Raw genomic sequence first — 15,573 nt, 5'->3', positions numbered from 1 at the left:
GAGCGCTGAACGAAGAAGCACTCAACCCGGTAATCTAGCAGCCGGGCCGAAGTCTGCCCAAAGAGCATAACCAAACACCGGGCGAACAGCGCACTAAATCACGGGAACCGAGTCCAACCCTGCACGTTCGCCCCCGTGCTGCACACTTTTTAACCAAGGCCTGTTGCTATGAAAAAAACCCTCTTTGTTCTGTCTACCCTTGCCCTGCTCAGCGCCTGCAACCAGGAGGCCAAGGAAACGCCCAAACCCGCGCCCGCCTCTGTGCAGGCCACCCTGGTGCCCGAGACCCCACCCACCGATAAATGGGTCGGCAAGTGGATCGGCGTCGAAGGCCTGAACCTGACTATCGCCAAGGACGACACCATCGGCCGTGGCCACTACGTTCTCACCATGCAATACGGCCTTGATGCGGACGATTCCGGCACCTTCAAGGGCGAAGCAGCTGAAGACGGTATCGCCTTCACCCGCCCGGACGGCCCGCAATTGCTGCGTGCCGGCGACGGCGAAGCCACTGGGCTGAAATGGCTGGCCGATAAAAAAGACTGCCTGATCGTCGCCACCGGAGAAGGGTATTGCCGCTAATACCGGCCATACTCAAACCACATTTTTGTAGGACCGTTCATCAAGAGGATTGCCCCCATGCTATGGAAAAAAGGCCGACGCAGCGACAACGTGGTGGATGCCCGCGAGGACAGTGGCGGCGGCGGTGGCGGCATGCGTTTTGGCGGTGGCAAGGGTTTGAGCCTGACCGCGATTGTGCTGATCGTCGGTATTGGCTGGCTGACCGGCCAGGACCCGATGCAGATCCTCGGCCAATTGACCGGCCAAATGGAACAGGCGCCGTCCGTCAGCACGCAGTCGCGCCAAGCGCCGCCGGCCAATGATGAACACGCCGATTTCGTCCGCGCAGTGCTCGGCGATACCGAAGACACCTGGGCTCAGGTGTTTCAGGAAAACGGCCTGACATACAAGAACCCGAAACTGATCCTGTTCCGTGGCCGGGTCAATTCCGCCTGTGGTGGCGCCACCTCGGCCAGCGGTCCGTTCTATTGCCCGGCTGACCAGCAGGTCTACCTGGACCTGGATTTCTTCCGAGAAATGTCCCAACGCTTCCAGGCCTCCGGCGATTTCGCCCAGGCCTACGTGATCGCCCACGAAGTTGGGCACCATGTGCAGACGTTGCTCGGTATTTCCTCGAAGATCCAGAATGCGCGCCAACAGGGTCGGCAGATGCAAGGCGACGGCGGTCTACTGGTACGCCAGGAGCTGCAAGCCGACTGTTTTGCCGGCGTGTGGGCCAACCGTGCGCAAAAACGCCTGAACTGGCTGGAAGCCGGCGACATTGAAGAAGCCCTGAACGCAGCCAACGCCATCGGCGATGATCGCTTGCAGCAACAGGGTCAAGGGCGCGTGGTGCCGGACTCGTTTACCCACGGCACCTCGGCACAGCGGGTTCGCTGGTTCAAGACCGGTTTCGCCCAGGGCCAGATCACCCAATGCGACACCTTCACGGCCAAGAGTCTTTAAATGAATAAGCGATGGGGCTTGCTGCTGACTTTATTAGTGTCGTGTTCAACCCTGGCGGCTGAACACGGCGTCAAAGTCGTCAGCCCCGATCGTTTTCATCTGGACGCCGGCGACCTCAGCCTCGGCGTGAGCCAGGACTGGCGCCAGCCGCTGCCTAACGTCACCCGCGCCCTGATTCTTGTGCATGGTCGCCTACGCAATGCGCAGACCTACCTGCAAAGCGGTATCGATGCCGCCGAGCACGCAGGCGTTAGCGCGAGTACGCTAGTCATCGCGCCGCAGTTTCTGAATGCGTCCGACATCAAGCGCAACCATCTGGACGGCCAAGTACTGCGCTGGAACGGCAACGACTGGATGGCCGGCGAGCGTTCCATCGGCCCAGGCCAGATCAGCTCCTACGGCGCCCTTGACCAGATCATCAAGCACCTGGGCAACCGCACGCTGTTTCCAGCTTTAAAGGAAATCGTCGTCGCCGGCCATTCCGGCGGTGGCCAGGTAGTGCAGCGCTTCGCCCTCACCGGCCATGATCACCCAACCCTGAAAAACGAAGGCATCCGCCTGCGCTATGTGGTGGCCAACCCGTCGTCCTATGCCTACTTCAGCCGACAGCGACCGGTGCAGTTCGATACCGCCAGTTGCCCAGGCTTCAACGATTGGAAGTACGGCCTGCAACACCTGCCGGCCTACGCCAAAGGCCAAAGCGTCGAACAGTTGGAGCAGGCCTACGTGTCACGGGACATCACCTACCTGCTGGGCCAGCAAGACACTGATCCGAACCATCCTGCGTTGGATAAAAGCTGTGAGGCAGAGACACAGGGCGCCTATCGGCTGATGCGTGGGCATAACTATTTTGACTACCTCAAACACCGGCATCCGCAGTTGAGCCAGACGCTGGTTGAGGTGCCAGGGGTGGGGCATAACGGGGATGAGATATTTACTTCGCCCGAAGGGCAGAAGGTGCTGTTCACTCAGTAATACCTGAAGAAACAGTCTCAACATGTGGGAGGGGGCTTGCCCCCGATAGCAGTGTGTCAGTCAGCAATTTTTTAACTGACAGACCGCTATCGGGGGCAAGCCCCCTCCCACATTTGATCTCTGTTGCTTGGGTTAAATCATCCGGCGCAATGCAGCACAATCTTCAGCATGCCAATCCGCCAGCTCCGGCCACGGATTCTCCGGCAGGTTGACCAACACCGTCCTGGCCCCCGCCGCCCGGCCGCAGTCCAGGTCAAAACGGTAATCGCCGACCATCACCATCTCGCTCGGCGATACATCCCACGCCGCCGACAATTTCAATAACCCACCCGGATCGGGCTTGGGTGGCGCGTCATCTCGGCCCAGCACATCCTCGACCGCAAAGCAGTCAGCCAGGCCAATCGCTTCCAGCGTCACGTGGGCCAGCTCCCGCGCATTGCGAGTCAGGATGCCCAGGCGATAACCGCGCCCGGCCAATTCGCGTACCAATTGCACCGCGCCTTCAGCCGCAACAGATCCGAGTGCCAACTCGCGCTCATGCTCCAACAACCAGGCATGCTTGGCCGCCGCGATGTCCGCCGGCAATGCGCTGAGGTGAGTGAGGATGTCGTCCTCGGGGGGAATGTCCAACGCCACGCGAATCGCCGCGAAGTCATGCACGGCCACCGTGAGGGTGCCGTCCATGTCGAACACCCAGTGCTTAACCTCCCTCAGGCTCATGCCCAATCCTTGCGATGGCGAATCAAGCCTTCCTGGGTGACCGAGGCCACCAGTTGCCCGGCGCGGTTGTACACGCTGCCACGGGAGAACCCACGGGAATTGCCGGCCCACGGACTGTCCATGGCGTAGAGCAACCAGTCATCGGCACGCAGATCCGCGTGGAACCACAACGCGTGGTCGAGGCTGGCGACCTGCATGTCTTTCTGCCAAACGGTCTTGCCGTGGGGCAGCAACGAGGTGGTCAGCAGGCCAAAGTCCGAAGCGTAGGCCAGCAGGTATTTATGCAGCGCCGGTGTGTCGGCCAACGCGCCGTCGGCACGAAACCACACGTACTTGACCGGGTCGGACGGCTGCGGGTTGAACGGGTCTTTTTCGGTGACCGGTCGCACTTCAATCGGCTTCGGGCACAGCAGCTTGTCACGCATGTGCTCGGGGATCAGGTGCGCGCGCTGCTGGGTCAATTCCAGCTCCGACGGCAGGTTTTCCGGGCCGACCACCACGGGCATGGTGGTCTGGTGCTCGAAGCCTTCTTCGTCGTACTGGAACGACGTGGTGCAGGTGAAGATCGGGTGGCCCTTCTGAATCGCGGTCACGCGGCGCGTGCTGAAACTGCCGCCATCACGAACACGGTCAACCGAATAAACCACCGGCAACGCGGCATCGCCGGGGCGCAGGAAATAACCGTGCAGGGAATGCACATGGCGCGCTTCTTCAACGGTCTGGCTGGCCGCCGACAGCGACTGGCCGAGCACCTGACCGCCGAACAGTTGGCGAAAACCCAGGTCCTGGCTGCGGCCGCGAAAGAGGTTTTCCTCGATCGGCTCCAGGGTCAGCAGGTCCACCAGATCTTCCAATACTTGGCTCATAGAGCAACTCCTACAATCTATGGGGCATTCCGGGCTGCTATCCGTGCAGCGTGTCCAACCATTGGGCGCGGGTGATGCGGTACAAAACATGTGGGCGCAGCGGGTCATCGGCTGCGACCTTGGGGTGTTCAAAATCTGCCAGGGGATCGTAATGCATACCTATGGCCTGCATGACTTTTTGTGATGGCAGATTGGCTTCGGTGGTGAAGGCAACGATTTCATCCAGCTGCAAACGGTCGAAACCACAGCGCAGTGCAGTCCACGCCGCCTCGCTGGCATAGCCCAGTCCCCAATGCTCGCGGGCCAGGCGCCAGCCAATTTCTACTGCTGGGGTAAAGTCCGCGTCAAAGCTGACATGCTGCAACCCGGTCAGGCCGATGAACTCGCCGCTGTCCTTGCGCTGCAGCGCCCAGAGGCCAAAGCCATATTCAGCGAAGTGGCCGCGTATCCGCCCGATCAGTGCGGCGCTTTCCAGGTGGCTCAGCTTGGCCGGGAAATAACGCATCACGTGTGGGTCGGCGCACATGCTTGCGAAGGCCGTCAGGTCACTGTCGCGCCATTGGCGCAGCACCAGGCGAGCACTTTCCAATTCGAGTATCGACTCCACGGGTCCCCTCCCCTTGCCATGTGCGTGAGTGTACAGCGCTGGTAAGATCCTTCGCAGGTTCCCGTCAGAAAATCCCATGCCTTTGCCATTGATCTACCACGATGACTACAGCCCCGAGTTCCCGGCGGACCACCGATTCCCCATGGACAAGTTCCGCCTGTTGCGCGACCACTTGGTGGCCACCGGCCTGACCGAAGACAGCCAACTGCTGCGCCCGCAGCTGTGCCCTGCCGACATCCTGGCCCTGGCCCACGAGCCTGGGTATATCGAACGCTACATGAGCGGCGAGTTGTCCCGCGAAGACCAGCGCCGCCTTGGCCTGCCCTGGAGCGAAGCCCTGGCCCGGCGCACCGTGCGCGCGGTCGGCGGCTCGATCCTGGCGGCGGAGCAAGCGCTTGAGCACGGTCTGGCCTGTCACCTGGCGGGCGGCACGCATCACGCGCATTACGATTACCCGGCGGGCTTTTGCATCTTTAATGACTTGGCGGTGATCAGCCATTACCTGCTGGCCAGCGGCCGGGTCAGCCGCGTGTTGATCTTCGACTGCGACGTGCATCAGGGCGATGGCACCGCGCGCATCCTCCACGACACGCCGGATGCCATCACCGTGTCGCTGCACTGCGAAAAGAACTTCCCGGCGCGCAAGGCCCAAAGCGATTGGGACATCCCACTGCCCATGGGCATGGGCGATGCCGATTACCTGCGCGTGGTCGATGACGCCCTCAACTACCTGCTGCCGCTCTACCAACCCGACCTGGTGCTGTACGACGCAGGCGTGGATGTGCATAAAGACGACGCCCTCGGGTACCTCAAGCTGACAGACGAAGGCGTGGCCGCCCGCGATGAGAGCGTCATGCGCCACTGTCTGGGCCGCGACATTCCGGTGATGGGCGTGATTGGCGGCGGCTACAGCAAAGACCGCCCAGCCTTGGCCCGTCGCCACGGCATCCTGCACCACAGTGCGCAACGGGTGTGGACGTCATCAGGTTGTCATTGAGTTGTGCGCTTACCCACAATGGCTGTGGAACGGCCTGTGGATAACTTGAGCGTAAGCGGCTGAAAGCCAGCAGGCATAGGACCTGTAGGAAAGTGTACGTTTTTTGATCAGGCAGCCTGGCTGACGTCGGGTAGAATGCTCGGCCTATTCACGCCACCGTAGCCCTACCCATGCCTCAGACCGCACCTCACCACGTCACTATTATCGGCGGCGGCCCTACCGGGCTGATGGCCGCCGAAGTCTTGAGCCAGGCCGGGGTGCGCGTAGATCTGTATGACGGCATGCCATCAGTGGGGCGAAAATTCCTGCTGGCGGGTGTGGGCGGCATGAACATCACCCACTCCGAGGCTTACCCGGCCTTCCTCTCGCGCTACGCCGAGCGCGCGCCGCAGATGGCGCCGCTGCTGCGTGGGTTTGGTGCCGAAGCGTTGTGCGAATGGATACATGGGTTGGGTATCGAGACCTTTGTCGGCACCTCCGGCCGAGTGTTTCCTACGGACATGAAAGCCGCCCCGCTGCTGCGCGCCTGGCTCAAGCGCCTGCGTGACCAAGGCGTGGTTATCCACACCCGGCATCGTTGGACCGGCTGGAATGCCGAAGGTGATTTACTTATCCACAGCCCTGAAGGCGAGAAAGCCGTGCGCAGCGATGCCGTGCTGCTGGCACTGGGCGGCGGCAGTTGGTCACGGCTGGGCTCAGATGGTGCGTGGCTCAAGCTGCTGGAGGACAAAGGCGTGCCTTACGTGGCACTGCAACCGAGCAACTGCGGCTTCGAAGTGTCGGCCTGGAGCGAATTGATGGTGAGCAAATTCGCCGGCGCTCCGTTGAAAAATGTCGCCATCGGTTTGGGTGACGACAAACCTCGGCTCGGCGAATGTGTGGTCACCGCCACCGGTATTGAGGGCAGCCTGATCTATGCGCTGTCGGCACCGATTCGTGAGGCGCTCAACCGCGACGGCGCGGCCACCGTGCATATCGACTTGCTGCCGAGCAAGCCGCTGGACAAGGTGCAAGCTGCGCTGGCCAAACCGCGCGGTTCACGCTCGATGAGCAAGCATCTGCACAGTCAGTTGGGGCTGGACGGGGTCAAGGCGGCGTTGTTGCGTGAGTTGGCGCCAGCCGATCACTTCAATGATCCGGCGCAACTGGCGGTGGATATCAAGGCCCTGCCGTTGACGCTGGTGAAGACGCGGCCAATAGACGAGGCGATCAGTACGGCAGGCGGCGTGCCGTTTGAAGCGTTGGATGAGCGCTTGATGCTCAAGCAATTGCCTGGGGTGTTTTGTGCGGGGGAGATGCTGGACTGGGAAGCGCCGACCGGCGGGTATTTGCTGACGGGGTGTTTTGCCAGTGGCAGAGCGGCTGGGCGGGGGGTGTTGGAGTGGTTGAACGCTTGAGATTGCGGTGAGCTCAAGTCCGCTATCGGGGGCAAGCCCCTCCCACATTTGAATTGTGAACACCTTCAAATGTGGGAGGGGGCTTGCTCCCGATGAGGCCATCAGCCACAGCGCAAAATCACTTCTTCTTACGCGGCCCAGTGTTAAACACCGGCACCTTACGCACCGGCTTAATCGACGGTTCCGACGGCGCCACTTCACCACTGTCCACCCACTTACCCAGGTTGCGCTTACCACCGCCACCACCGGACGCCTTAGGCTTCTTCGGCTTTTTCGGCTTCTTCACCACTTGCCCACTGGCATCGGTATCCGGCACGCGGTGCTCCGGCTCGAAGTCCTGCTCCATTTTGCGGGTCAAGGTCTGACGGGTCAGCATCTCGATGGCCGACAGCATGTTCACTTCATCGGCGCACACCAGGGAAATCGCCTCACCGGTGTTGCCCGCACGCCCGGTACGGCCGATACGGTGAATGTAATCTTCGGCCACGATCGGCAGGTCGAAGTTGACGACCATCGGCAGGTCTTCGATATCCAAGCCACGGGCCGCTACGTCGGTGGCCACCAGGATCTGCACTTCGCTGCTCTTGAAGCGATCCAGCGCACGCTGGCGGGTTGCCTGGGGTTTGTCGCCATGGATGCCGTCGGCATTGATGCCCAGGCCCTGCAACTTATCCACCAGCGCATCCACGCCGTTACGGGTCTTGGCGAACACCAGCACCTGCTTCCAGCGGCCTTTGCGCATCAGGTGCACAAACAGCTCCGCCTTGCGCTTCTTGTCCACCGGCACCACCCATTGCTTAACGGTGTTGGCGGCGACGTTGCGCGGGCTGACTTCGATGCTCAGCGGGTCGTTGAGCATCTGCCCGGCCAGCGTGCGAATCTCATCGGAGAAGGTCGCGGAGAACAGCAGGGTCTGGCGCTTTTTCGGCAGCATGCGATAGATATTCGCCAGTTCCTCGGAGAAGCCCAAGTCGAGCATGCGGTCGGCTTCGTCCAGCACCAGGGTCTGCAGCTGATTAAGCTTCAGTGCGTTCTGGCGGAACAGGTCAATCAGGCGGCCAGGGGTGGCAACCAGGATGTCGACGCCCTTGCGCAGCTTCATCATCTGCGGGTTGATGCTCACGCCGCCATAGACCGCGTAGGTGGTCAGCGGCAGGTTTTGGGCATATTCGGCAACGCTGGTATGAACTTGCTCGGCCAGTTCGCGGGTCGGGCACAGAATCAGCGCGCGCGCCGAGTTGGCGGCGACTTTCGGCCCTTCCATGGTCAGCAGTTGCAGCAACGGCAAGGCAAAACCTGCGGTCTTGCCAGTGCCAGTCTGGGCCGCAGCCATGAGGTCACGACCGGCCAGCACCGCCGGAATGGCTTGCGCCTGCACCGGCGTCGGGGTCTGGTAGCCAAGCGTCTCAAGGGCGCGCAGCAAGGGTTCGATCAGGCCAAGTGTGGCGAAAGTCATGTAGTTACCGTAGGAAAATTCAGCGCAAGGTCGCAATTGCGCGGCAGTTTACCTTATTTCCGGCTTGGGCTTTCGCCACTGGGGCAGACTGATCAACAGCACGGCGCTGATAATCACCAGCATGGCCAAGCCCTCTTCCAGGCCGATGGATTCACCCACGAACACAATCCCCAGCAACACCGCCACCGCCGGGTTCACATAGGCATAGCTGGTGGCCGCCGCCGGGCGTACGTGCTTGAGCAGGTACATATAGGCGTTGAAGGCGATGATTGAGCCGAACACCGTCAGGTAGGCCAACGCCAGCCAACCCTCCAGCGGCGGCATGGCCTGCAGGTGCTCACCGGAAAGCGCGCTGCCGATCAACAATGCCACGCCCGCCACCAGCATCTCCGCAGCGCTGGCCATGGCGCCCTGGGGCAGCGACAACTGCCGACTCCACACGGACCCGAATGCCCACGATGCCGCCGCGAACAACAACAAGGCGGCGCCCACCGGGCTCGATTGCAGCGTGCTGCCCATGTTGAGCATGGCGATGCCGACAATCCCCAGGATCACCCCGGCCCATTCCAGCCGCGTATTGCGCGCGCCCCAGAAATACCCGCACAGCAAGGTGAACAGCGGCACGGTCGCCACCGCCAGTGCAGCGACGCCAGACGACACGCCCGCATGTTCGGCCAACGTGACGCCGCCATTACCGAAGGTGAGCAGCAAAATGCCGATCATCCCGGCGGCCTTCCATTGTGGCCACGTCGGCGCTGGCACGCCGCGCCATCTGAGGTAGCCATACATCAGCACACCCGCCGTGCAGAATCGAATCCCCGCCAGCAACAACGGCGGCCAGTAGTCCACGCCGATGCGGATCACCAAGTAGGTAGACCCCCAAATCACATACAAAGCAAAAAAAGCGGCGATCAACGGTAAGGGAAAGCGACGTGTGCCAGGCATTGGGCGGCTCGAAGGCAGATATAAGAGAGGCTTATTCTAAAAAAGCAGGTCGTTAAACATAAGTTACAAAACCTGTTTAAACCGCCCATACACTTTTCAAATCATGGTTATGAAGGCTATAACCCGTGCTTTCGAAAGCCACGTGCAATTGGAGCCTTATCATGGACAAATACGACCGCATGCTCCTCAGCGCCCTGCTCGAAGACGGCCGCGCCTCCTACGCGCAACTGGCCCGCAAGGTAAACCTTTCCGCCCCCGCCGTAGCCGAGCGCGTGGCCAAGCTGGAGGCCAGCGGGGTGATCACCGGATACCAGGCCAAGGTGGATTTTTCGAAGGTGGGCTTGCCGATTCAGTGCGTGATCGAACTGCGGCTGACTAACCATGGCAGCCAGAAGGTTTATGACGCACTCGCCGAAATCCCCGAACTGACCGAATGCCATCGGGTGACAGGGGATCCGTGCGTGATCATGCAAGCGGCGGTAGGGTCGATGCCGGAGTTGGAGCGTTTGATCAATCGGCTGGCGAAGTTCGGGTTCAGCAAGACCTCAATCATCTTGTCGAGCGCGATAGAGCGGCGGGTGCCGTTGGGGCAGTTGGAAACCAATGGCAAAAATGGTGGCTGATCTACCGCCATCGGGAGCAAGCCCCCTCCCACATTTTGAATGTATTCACAAATCAAACTGTGGGAGGGGGCTTGCTCCCGATGGCGTCAGTGGCCGCACTGCAAATTCGAGCGTTCAACAATCAAATCGACTATCTGCTGGATGGTAGTGATGTGATCCCAATCTTCCTGGGTCGCTTGCAAGTTGAATTGCCACTTGTTCTGCATGAAAAAGCAGGTCAAATCATCATCAATAATCGTGAAGTCATGGATGAAGTCCGTTTGCTCCGTGACCTGGCTTCGGTCGATGAAACCGATGATGTCGACGAAGAGCTGAATCACCTTTTCGCTGATCTCGGTTCTGGTCGCGCTACCTTCAGTTGCTTGTTTCATAGGCGCACTTACCGGCACTGACCAGATTAAAGACAGCCAACCCCCCAGCGACGAAAGGAATACTCCGTCCAACAATGCCAAACACCCGGACGGTGCCAAAATTTGCCTTTGCCACTCTGGCCGAGGTGGGTTGCCTGATCAATGTACGAGGGAAAAAGCACATCCCGGTGAGACTCCGCGGGCTAGTCGTTTTGCTGGCGCCGACACGGCCCCAGGTGCCCACGGCAATTTTGCTGACAGCTATGCCCTCAGCACCAGCCAGAACCGTCGCGTCGGTCAAGGCGTGGTGTTGCTGTGTAGGTGTCCAGAGCTCGTCAAACGGGGTGCTCGGCACTGAGGAGTCAGCCTGAATGGGCTTGAGTAACTGGTACCTGGCGCCATGGGTCCAGCCTGGTGAATGAGGCAACACTATGACTGCCGGGCAGCTTGTCATCGCATTACCCAAATGAAACGCCATGCTTGAAGTTGAGCCGAAATCGATGCCGTCCCGTTGGAGTTCAAGCTGGCTTCGCATGATTGCTGTGTGAAGATCGCTTTCCTGCATAACGTAGTCCTTTTACGTAAATGACAGGCGGGATGTTAGGTTGCGGCGAAGAGCGATAGGTGGGAGAAGGAAAATCCAGAACGGTCTGACGAAACACTAGGGCTGAGCCTACTGACCATTCAGAAAGCAGATAAACGCCCTCAAGATGCCCCGCCCTTCATCCTGAACGACAACCTGAGCCTCGAAGATGCCCTCGCCCATGCGGCGGATTTGCTGCATTGCGCGGTGGGCACTGCGCACTCGTCGGGTGAGGCGATGGATGTGCAGCAGCGGGCGGTGATGCATTTGGTGGAGATGGCGAAGGGGTGGTGGATCGGGCGTTGGAGTGTGTGCAGCCTCGATGAACGACCGATAACCAATGTGGGAGGGCCGGTGCGACGGTTCGACTTGCTCCCGATAGCAGTGAATCAGTCAGCTTATGTGTGGCTGACCCGCCGCAATCGGGAACAAGCCCCCTCCCACATATTGAACGGCGTTGTTCTGTCAGAACCCGCGATGCTTCTTCAAATGCTCATTGATCTTCGCCGCCGGCACTTTCTGCAAAGTGCACAGCAGGTCGTGGGACAGTTCGCGCAAGCCGTGGGTACGCCGCAGTTCCTGGGCCAGGTGCGCGGTGAGGTTGGCCGCCATTTCCGCATCCGCCAGCGCTCGGTGAGCCTGGCCGGTGTGGGGCAGTTTCGCGTAGGTGTTGAGGGTGCCGAGCTTGTGGTTTGGTGCCGATGGCATCAGACGACGTGCCAGCAACAGCGAGCAGGCGAATTTCTGCAAACGCGTCCGGCGAATCAACCCCAGCTCGTAATCCCAGAACTTCTGGTCGAACGCGGCGTTATGCGCCATCAAGGGCGTGGTTCCGACGAATTCGTTGACCTCATTCATCACCCGCTCGGCCGGCGGGGCGCTGCGCAGCATGGCGTTGCTGATGCCGGTGAGTTGTTCGATAAATCCCGGTACACGCACACCTGCGTTCATCAGGCTCTGGTAGCGGTCCACGATCTGGCCACGTTCGAGGATAACCACCGCGATTTCCGTGGCCCGGCAGTGGCTGCTCGGGGTGATGCCGGTGGTTTCAAAGTCGATGACCGCTATACGTTCCAAACCTGTTCCAACTCCGTCTAACAATTGATTGAGCCGCAGCGCTTATTTGAGCAGCAGCGCGCCTTCGATCGGCACGTAGCGGCTGGCGGCGCGTATCAGTGAGTTGGCCGTCAGCCCGGGCACGCCGTAGGCCACGGCTTCAACCCGATGCTTTTGAATGATGCGTTCGAGCAGCATGTCGAAATCCCCGTCACCGGAGGCCAGTACCACTTCGTCGACGTGGTCGGCGGCGTCCATGATGTCGAGGGTGATGCCCACGTCCCAGTCGCCCTTGGCCGAGCCGTCACTGCGTTGGATGTACGGTTTGAGTTTTACCGTAAACCCCAGGTTGCGCAGGATCTGCTGGAATTGCTGCTGCTTGCTGTCGCCACGGTCGATGGCATAGGCGTACGCCTCGACGATCTGCCCGCGGGAGCTGATGTCTGCCCACAGGGCGGCGTAGTTGAAGTGGCAGCCATACGCCTGGCGGACGGTGTAGTAGAGGTTTTGTACATCGGCGAACACTGCAATTTTCTTCACCGCACTTCCTCATGACAGCCAGGCGCCTGGGCCCGGAAAGGGTGCCAGTATGCCAGCCGCGAGAAAGTTTCCGGAAAAATCAGACCGGGACGCCGCAGCGCCCCGGACCGGGAGTGTCAGACGAAGGAGTCGTCGTCGCCAAAGGAGGAGGAATCGTCGGAATAATCGCTGTCGGCGAAGCTGTCCGAGTTATTGCCGCCCCAGTTGTCATTGCCGGCGAACTTCTGGTCGTCATTGCCCCAGTTGCCGTTGTCACTGGCGGGCGCCGGCTCTTCACGGATTATTTCTTCCACGACCTGCGGCTGTTGCGAATTGTGGTTGAACAGGCTGCTGATGCCTTCTGCCAGCAACACACCACCGGCCACGCCAGCGGCGGTTTTCATCGCGCCACCAAGAAAGCCGCTGCCCATGGGCGCGGCGGCGGGTGGTTGTTGTGGTTGTTGATAGTTTTGCGGCGGCGCGGACTGGCCGCCGAACGAAGGCCGCGCTGGCTCGCGCCAGCCACCGCCCGAATTGCCCGGAGCGCTCGACGCCGGTTGCGCGTCACGGGAACCGCCGCCGCCAAAGATGCTCGACAGGAAACCACCGCTGCTCGCCGGGGCCGGTTGCGCGGACTTGGCCCGCTGCAACTCATCCTGCAATTGCTGGATCTGCTGCGCCTGTTGCTTGTTCTGCGCGTCGAGACTCTTGAGCGCGTGTTCCTGCACCAGGATCGACTGCGTCATGTAGTACCCGGCGGCCGGTTGGCGAGTCATGTGCTCCTTGATCCGCGCTTCGGCCTGGGCGTCGCGGGGGGCTGAGTCCGTTTCGGCTTGCTGCAACCGTGAAAACAGTCCATCGATCAGGGTTTGCTCTTCGCTGTTCATGGCGACCTCGTTAGATTGCCGGTAGAAATTCTGGTCCCGCCTGTGATCAGGTCAGGTGCCTTCCAGTTATGGGGGTGTTACGAGTTGTTTCAATGGTCTTTACTCAAGGTTTACGTTTGTGACCCTCTGACCGTGATCGGTTAAAGTGTCGCCCTTGTTTCCAGGCCTGCGATGAACCTGATGAATCCGTTAGACGTATTGCGCGACTCCCTCCGTTTTACCCGCAGCAACCTGGGCGCGATCGTCCAGTTATGCCTGCCGCTGGTGATTCTCGAAGCCTTGCTGCAACAGATACTGGACCACACGTTGGGCGCGGATGCGTTTCCCGGTTACAGCGTAGTGGTGGGCTTATTGGTGTACCCGCTGTACACCGGCGCCTTGATTCTGTTCCTCGACGCGCGCACCCGTGGTGAGTCCCCGCGCACCAAGGATGTCTGGGCCATGTCGCTGGCTCTGTGGCCGCGCTTCGCCCTGCTGACGGCCATGAGCACCCTTTTGATCCTGCTGGGCCTATCGCTGTATTTCCTGCCTGGCCTGTGGCTGATGGTGGTGCTGGCGTTTGCCGAGTACCTGCTGGTGCTGCGCGGCATGCCGGCGCTGGAGGCGATGAAGGAAAGTTTCCGTCTGACCCGTGGGCATTTCTGGCGGATCCTGGTGTGCCTGCTGTGCGTCATGACCCCGCTGTGGCTGCTTAAAGGCGCCAGCCTCGCGGCGTATCCCAACCCGGCGCCGCTGCTGGGGCTGTTGATGGACAGTGCCCACAGCTTCCTGCAGTTGTTCACCAGCGTGGTGCTGTTCCGTTTATTCATGCTGATCGGTGGCGATGCCGACGCGCGGTGATATGCTCCGTGCCATTCCTGAAACGCTATAAGCCGAGCCGATGACCCGTTTATTGCGCATCACCTTGCTGGGCCTGCTGATCATCGCAGGCGTGCTCACCGCCCTGATCTACAGCCTGACCTGGCGCCCCGCGCCTAAGGAAACCTTGCCGGTGAGCTGCGTTGCGCCCCGCGCGCCGACGCTGCTGCCAGGGCAGGCGCTCAAGGTTATGACGTGGAACGTGCAATACCTGGCCGGCAAGAACTACGTGTTCTGGTACGACACCCCCGACGGCAGCGGCCCGGACGACCGCCCCACCGTGGAAGACATGGCTGTGAGCCTGGATGAAGTGGCGCGGGTGATTCGCGACGAACAGCCCGACATCCTGCTGTTGCAGGAACTCGACGAAAACGCCAAGCCCTCCCATTACCAGGACCAACTTGCCTTGTTGCAGGAGCGCCTGGTCGACCTCTATCCATGCAGCGCCCAGGCCTTCGACTGGAAGGCCGACTTTGTGCCCGACTTGCATATCTTCGGCAGCGTCGGCCGAAAACTCGCGACCCTCAGCCGCTACCAGATCGAACACGCCGAGCGCCTGCAATTGCCGGTGCCGGACGCCAACTTCATCAGTCGCCAATTCCAGCCCAAGCCAGCGTTGCTGTTGACCTACCTGCCACTGAGCGACGGCGGCCAACTGGCCGTCCTCAACACCCGCCTGGACGGCGACGCGCCGGGGCGCAGTGCCGTACAGGAGCAAGTGCAAGCCACCGTAAAGTTACTGGATAAATTCGAAGGCCGTGGCACGCCCTGGCTGATCGGCGGTGATTTCAACCTGCTGCCACTGGGGCAATTCCTGCGTTTGGATGCGGGTAAGCGCGGGCAGTATTCGCCGGACAGTGAGCTGCATCTGTTGTGGGATAAGTACCCGATGATCCCGAGCAACAGCCAATCCAGCGGGATTGATCGTGAGAAATGGCTGACGCATTTTCCCAATGACCCGAGCATCGATGGCCCGGATCGCACCCTGGATTACCTGTTCTACAGCCCAAGGATCAAGCGAGTGGAGGCCAAGGTGCGGCAGGAGGATACGTTGCGTATTTCCAACCATTTGCCGGTGATTGCGCGCTTCCTGCTGCCCGCTGCGCAATAACAGACACACAAAACTAATGAGGGAAGGGGCTTGCCCCCGATAGCGGTGTGTCAGTCAACTCATCGGTAACTGGCCCACAGTCATCGAGGGCAAGCC

At 60.6% G+C, this 15,573-nt stretch carries 18 protein-coding genes and 1 pseudogene; 9 read left to right on the top strand and 10 right to left on the bottom strand.

The window, feature by feature from the left end; genetic code table 11:
• Positions 1–168 precede the first annotated feature (168 nt).
• Genes AB4N82_RS13840 through AB4N82_RS13830 form a run of 3 tightly spaced genes read left to right on the top strand, consistent with a single transcriptional unit; the run spans position 169 to position 2,502 of the window.
• Positions 169–582, top strand: a complete 414-nt coding sequence (locus tag AB4N82_RS13840) for a membrane lipoprotein lipid attachment site-containing protein (RefSeq protein WP_095186226.1) — start codon at positions 169–171, stop codon at positions 580–582.
• Between the two features lie 57 nt (positions 583–639).
• Positions 640–1,527, top strand: coding sequence for a KPN_02809 family neutral zinc metallopeptidase (gene ypfJ / locus AB4N82_RS13835; protein WP_032884638.1), 888 nt, complete (start codon positions 640–642; stop codon positions 1,525–1,527).
• A complete protein-coding gene (locus tag AB4N82_RS13830) occupies positions 1,528–2,502 on the top strand; it encodes an alpha/beta hydrolase (protein ID WP_122765294.1) in 975 nt (324 codons plus the stop codon).
• A gap of 132 nt (positions 2,503–2,634) precedes the next feature.
• On the opposite strand, the gene AB4N82_RS13825 is transcribed toward AB4N82_RS13830, so the two are convergent.
• From AB4N82_RS13825 to AB4N82_RS13815, 3 genes are read right to left on the bottom strand one after another with little or no spacing between them, the layout of a single operon-like run.
• Positions 2,635–3,222: an HAD family hydrolase gene (locus tag AB4N82_RS13825; protein ID WP_122765293.1), complete on the bottom strand. Its 588-nt coding sequence runs from the start codon at positions 3,220–3,222 to the stop codon at positions 2,635–2,637.
• Complete coding sequence (gene tesB / locus AB4N82_RS13820; RefSeq protein WP_032884635.1) at positions 3,219–4,088, bottom strand: acyl-CoA thioesterase II; 870 nt, start codon at positions 4,086–4,088, stop codon at positions 3,219–3,221. The genes AB4N82_RS13825 and tesB overlap by 4 nt, the downstream gene beginning before the upstream one ends.
• 37 nt (positions 4,089–4,125) lie before the next feature.
• Positions 4,126–4,695 carry a GNAT family N-acetyltransferase gene (locus AB4N82_RS13815; protein ID WP_032884634.1) on the bottom strand — a complete coding sequence of 190 codons (570 nt, stop codon included), beginning with the start codon at positions 4,693–4,695 and terminating at the stop codon, positions 4,126–4,128.
• A 76-nt stretch (positions 4,696–4,771) separates the two neighbouring features.
• Here AB4N82_RS13815 and AB4N82_RS13810 point away from each other — a divergent pair, with 76 nt between their 5' ends.
• Both AB4N82_RS13810 and AB4N82_RS13805 read left to right on the top strand, forming a co-directional pair.
• A complete protein-coding gene (locus AB4N82_RS13810; protein WP_032884633.1) occupies positions 4,772–5,692 on the top strand; it encodes a histone deacetylase family protein in 921 nt (306 codons plus the stop codon).
• Between the two features lie 170 nt (positions 5,693–5,862).
• Positions 5,863–7,089: a TIGR03862 family flavoprotein gene (locus AB4N82_RS13805; protein WP_122765292.1), complete on the top strand. Its 1,227-nt coding sequence runs from the start codon at positions 5,863–5,865 to the stop codon at positions 7,087–7,089.
• Between the two features lie 118 nt (positions 7,090–7,207).
• On the opposite strand, the gene AB4N82_RS13800 is transcribed toward AB4N82_RS13805, so the two are convergent.
• A complete protein-coding gene (locus tag AB4N82_RS13800) occupies positions 7,208–8,545 on the bottom strand; it encodes a DEAD/DEAH box helicase (RefSeq protein WP_032884631.1) in 1,338 nt (445 codons plus the stop codon).
• A gap of 48 nt (positions 8,546–8,593) precedes the next feature.
• Entirely contained in the window at positions 8,594–9,490 is an 897-nt protein-coding gene (gene yedA, locus AB4N82_RS13795) for a drug/metabolite exporter YedA (RefSeq protein WP_122681740.1), read from the bottom strand.
• Positions 9,491–9,651: 161 nt separating this feature from the next.
• Here yedA and AB4N82_RS13790 point away from each other — a divergent pair, with 161 nt between their 5' ends.
• A complete protein-coding gene (locus AB4N82_RS13790; protein WP_095186224.1) occupies positions 9,652–10,113 on the top strand; it encodes an Lrp/AsnC family transcriptional regulator in 462 nt (153 codons plus the stop codon).
• A gap of 86 nt (positions 10,114–10,199) precedes the next feature.
• On the opposite strand, the gene AB4N82_RS13785 is transcribed toward AB4N82_RS13790, so the two are convergent.
• Both AB4N82_RS13785 and AB4N82_RS13780 read right to left on the bottom strand, forming a co-directional pair.
• Positions 10,200–10,484, bottom strand: coding sequence for an acyl carrier protein (locus AB4N82_RS13785; RefSeq protein ID WP_032884628.1), 285 nt, complete (start codon positions 10,482–10,484; stop codon positions 10,200–10,202).
• Positions 10,468–11,028, bottom strand: a complete 561-nt coding sequence (locus tag AB4N82_RS13780; RefSeq protein ID WP_122765291.1) for a hypothetical protein — start codon at positions 11,026–11,028, stop codon at positions 10,468–10,470. Before AB4N82_RS13780 ends, AB4N82_RS13785 begins: the two co-directional genes overlap by 17 nt.
• A 102-nt stretch (positions 11,029–11,130) precedes the next feature.
• Here AB4N82_RS13780 and AB4N82_RS13775 point away from each other — a divergent pair.
• A pseudogene (locus tag AB4N82_RS13775) lies at positions 11,131–11,372 on the top strand (DUF6124 family protein).
• Between the two features lie 139 nt (positions 11,373–11,511).
• Here the strand turns inward: AB4N82_RS13775 and AB4N82_RS13770 are convergent.
• From AB4N82_RS13770 to AB4N82_RS13760, 3 genes are all read right to left on the bottom strand, one after another.
• On the bottom strand, positions 11,512–12,123 hold the full coding sequence (locus AB4N82_RS13770; RefSeq protein ID WP_032884626.1) for a 3'-5' exonuclease: 612 nt from the start codon (positions 12,121–12,123) through the stop codon (positions 11,512–11,514).
• Between the two features lie 42 nt (positions 12,124–12,165).
• Positions 12,166–12,642 (bottom strand): LabA-like NYN domain-containing protein, encoded by a 477-nt coding sequence (locus AB4N82_RS13765; protein WP_122765290.1) that lies wholly within the window; start codon positions 12,640–12,642, stop codon positions 12,166–12,168.
• Between the two features lie 116 nt (positions 12,643–12,758).
• On the bottom strand, positions 12,759–13,508 hold the full coding sequence (locus AB4N82_RS13760; protein ID WP_095186220.1) for a DUF2076 domain-containing protein: 750 nt from the start codon (positions 13,506–13,508) through the stop codon (positions 12,759–12,761).
• A 180-nt stretch (positions 13,509–13,688) separates the two neighbouring features.
• Here AB4N82_RS13760 and AB4N82_RS13755 point away from each other — a divergent pair, with 180 nt between their 5' ends.
• Both AB4N82_RS13755 and AB4N82_RS13750 read left to right on the top strand, forming a co-directional pair.
• Complete coding sequence (locus tag AB4N82_RS13755) at positions 13,689–14,348, top strand: YciC family protein (protein ID WP_032884770.1); 660 nt, start codon at positions 13,689–13,691, stop codon at positions 14,346–14,348.
• A gap of 40 nt (positions 14,349–14,388) precedes the next feature.
• Entirely contained in the window at positions 14,389–15,477 is a 1,089-nt protein-coding gene (locus tag AB4N82_RS13750) for an endonuclease/exonuclease/phosphatase family protein (protein ID WP_032884623.1), read from the top strand.
• The last annotated feature ends 96 nt before the right edge of the window (positions 15,478–15,573 follow it).

Source organism: Pseudomonas sp. H1_D04, from assembly GCF_054683855.1.
Note: the sequence above shows the minus strand (reverse complement) of the source record. Positions and strands in the feature narration are given on the sequence as shown.

What these genes read in the sequence shown, in the direction of transcription:
- AB4N82_RS13760 (WP_095186220.1), bottom strand. Translation starts at nt 13,508, where the DNA reads ATGAACAGCGAAGAGCAAACCCTGATCGATGGACTGTTTTCACGGTTG.
- AB4N82_RS13800 (WP_032884631.1), bottom strand. Translation starts at nt 8,545, where the DNA reads ATGACTTTCGCCACACTTGGCCTGATCGAACCCTTGCTGCGCGCCCTT.
- tesB (WP_032884635.1), bottom strand. Translation starts at nt 4,088, where the DNA reads ATGAGCCAAGTATTGGAAGATCTGGTGGACCTGCTGACCCTGGAGCCG.
- AB4N82_RS13750 (WP_032884623.1), top strand. Translation starts at nt 14,389, where the DNA reads ATGACCCGTTTATTGCGCATCACCTTGCTGGGCCTGCTGATCATCGCA.
- AB4N82_RS13830 (WP_122765294.1), top strand. Translation starts at nt 1,528, where the DNA reads ATGAATAAGCGATGGGGCTTGCTGCTGACTTTATTAGTGTCGTGTTCA.
- AB4N82_RS13840 (WP_095186226.1), top strand. Translation starts at nt 169, where the DNA reads ATGAAAAAAACCCTCTTTGTTCTGTCTACCCTTGCCCTGCTCAGCGCC.
- ypfJ (WP_032884638.1), top strand. Translation starts at nt 640, where the DNA reads ATGCTATGGAAAAAAGGCCGACGCAGCGACAACGTGGTGGATGCCCGC.
- AB4N82_RS13805 (WP_122765292.1), top strand. Translation starts at nt 5,863, where the DNA reads ATGCCTCAGACCGCACCTCACCACGTCACTATTATCGGCGGCGGCCCT.
- AB4N82_RS13785 (WP_032884628.1), bottom strand. Translation starts at nt 10,484, where the DNA reads ATGAAACAAGCAACTGAAGGTAGCGCGACCAGAACCGAGATCAGCGAA.
- AB4N82_RS13810 (WP_032884633.1), top strand. Translation starts at nt 4,772, where the DNA reads ATGCCTTTGCCATTGATCTACCACGATGACTACAGCCCCGAGTTCCCG.
- AB4N82_RS13780 (WP_122765291.1), bottom strand. Translation starts at nt 11,028, where the DNA reads ATGCAGGAAAGCGATCTTCACACAGCAATCATGCGAAGCCAGCTTGAA.
- AB4N82_RS13755 (WP_032884770.1), top strand. Translation starts at nt 13,689, where the DNA reads ATGAATCCGTTAGACGTATTGCGCGACTCCCTCCGTTTTACCCGCAGC.
- AB4N82_RS13825 (WP_122765293.1), bottom strand. Translation starts at nt 3,222, where the DNA reads ATGAGCCTGAGGGAGGTTAAGCACTGGGTGTTCGACATGGACGGCACC.
- AB4N82_RS13790 (WP_095186224.1), top strand. Translation starts at nt 9,652, where the DNA reads ATGGACAAATACGACCGCATGCTCCTCAGCGCCCTGCTCGAAGACGGC.
- yedA (WP_122681740.1), bottom strand. Translation starts at nt 9,490, where the DNA reads ATGCCTGGCACACGTCGCTTTCCCTTACCGTTGATCGCCGCTTTTTTT.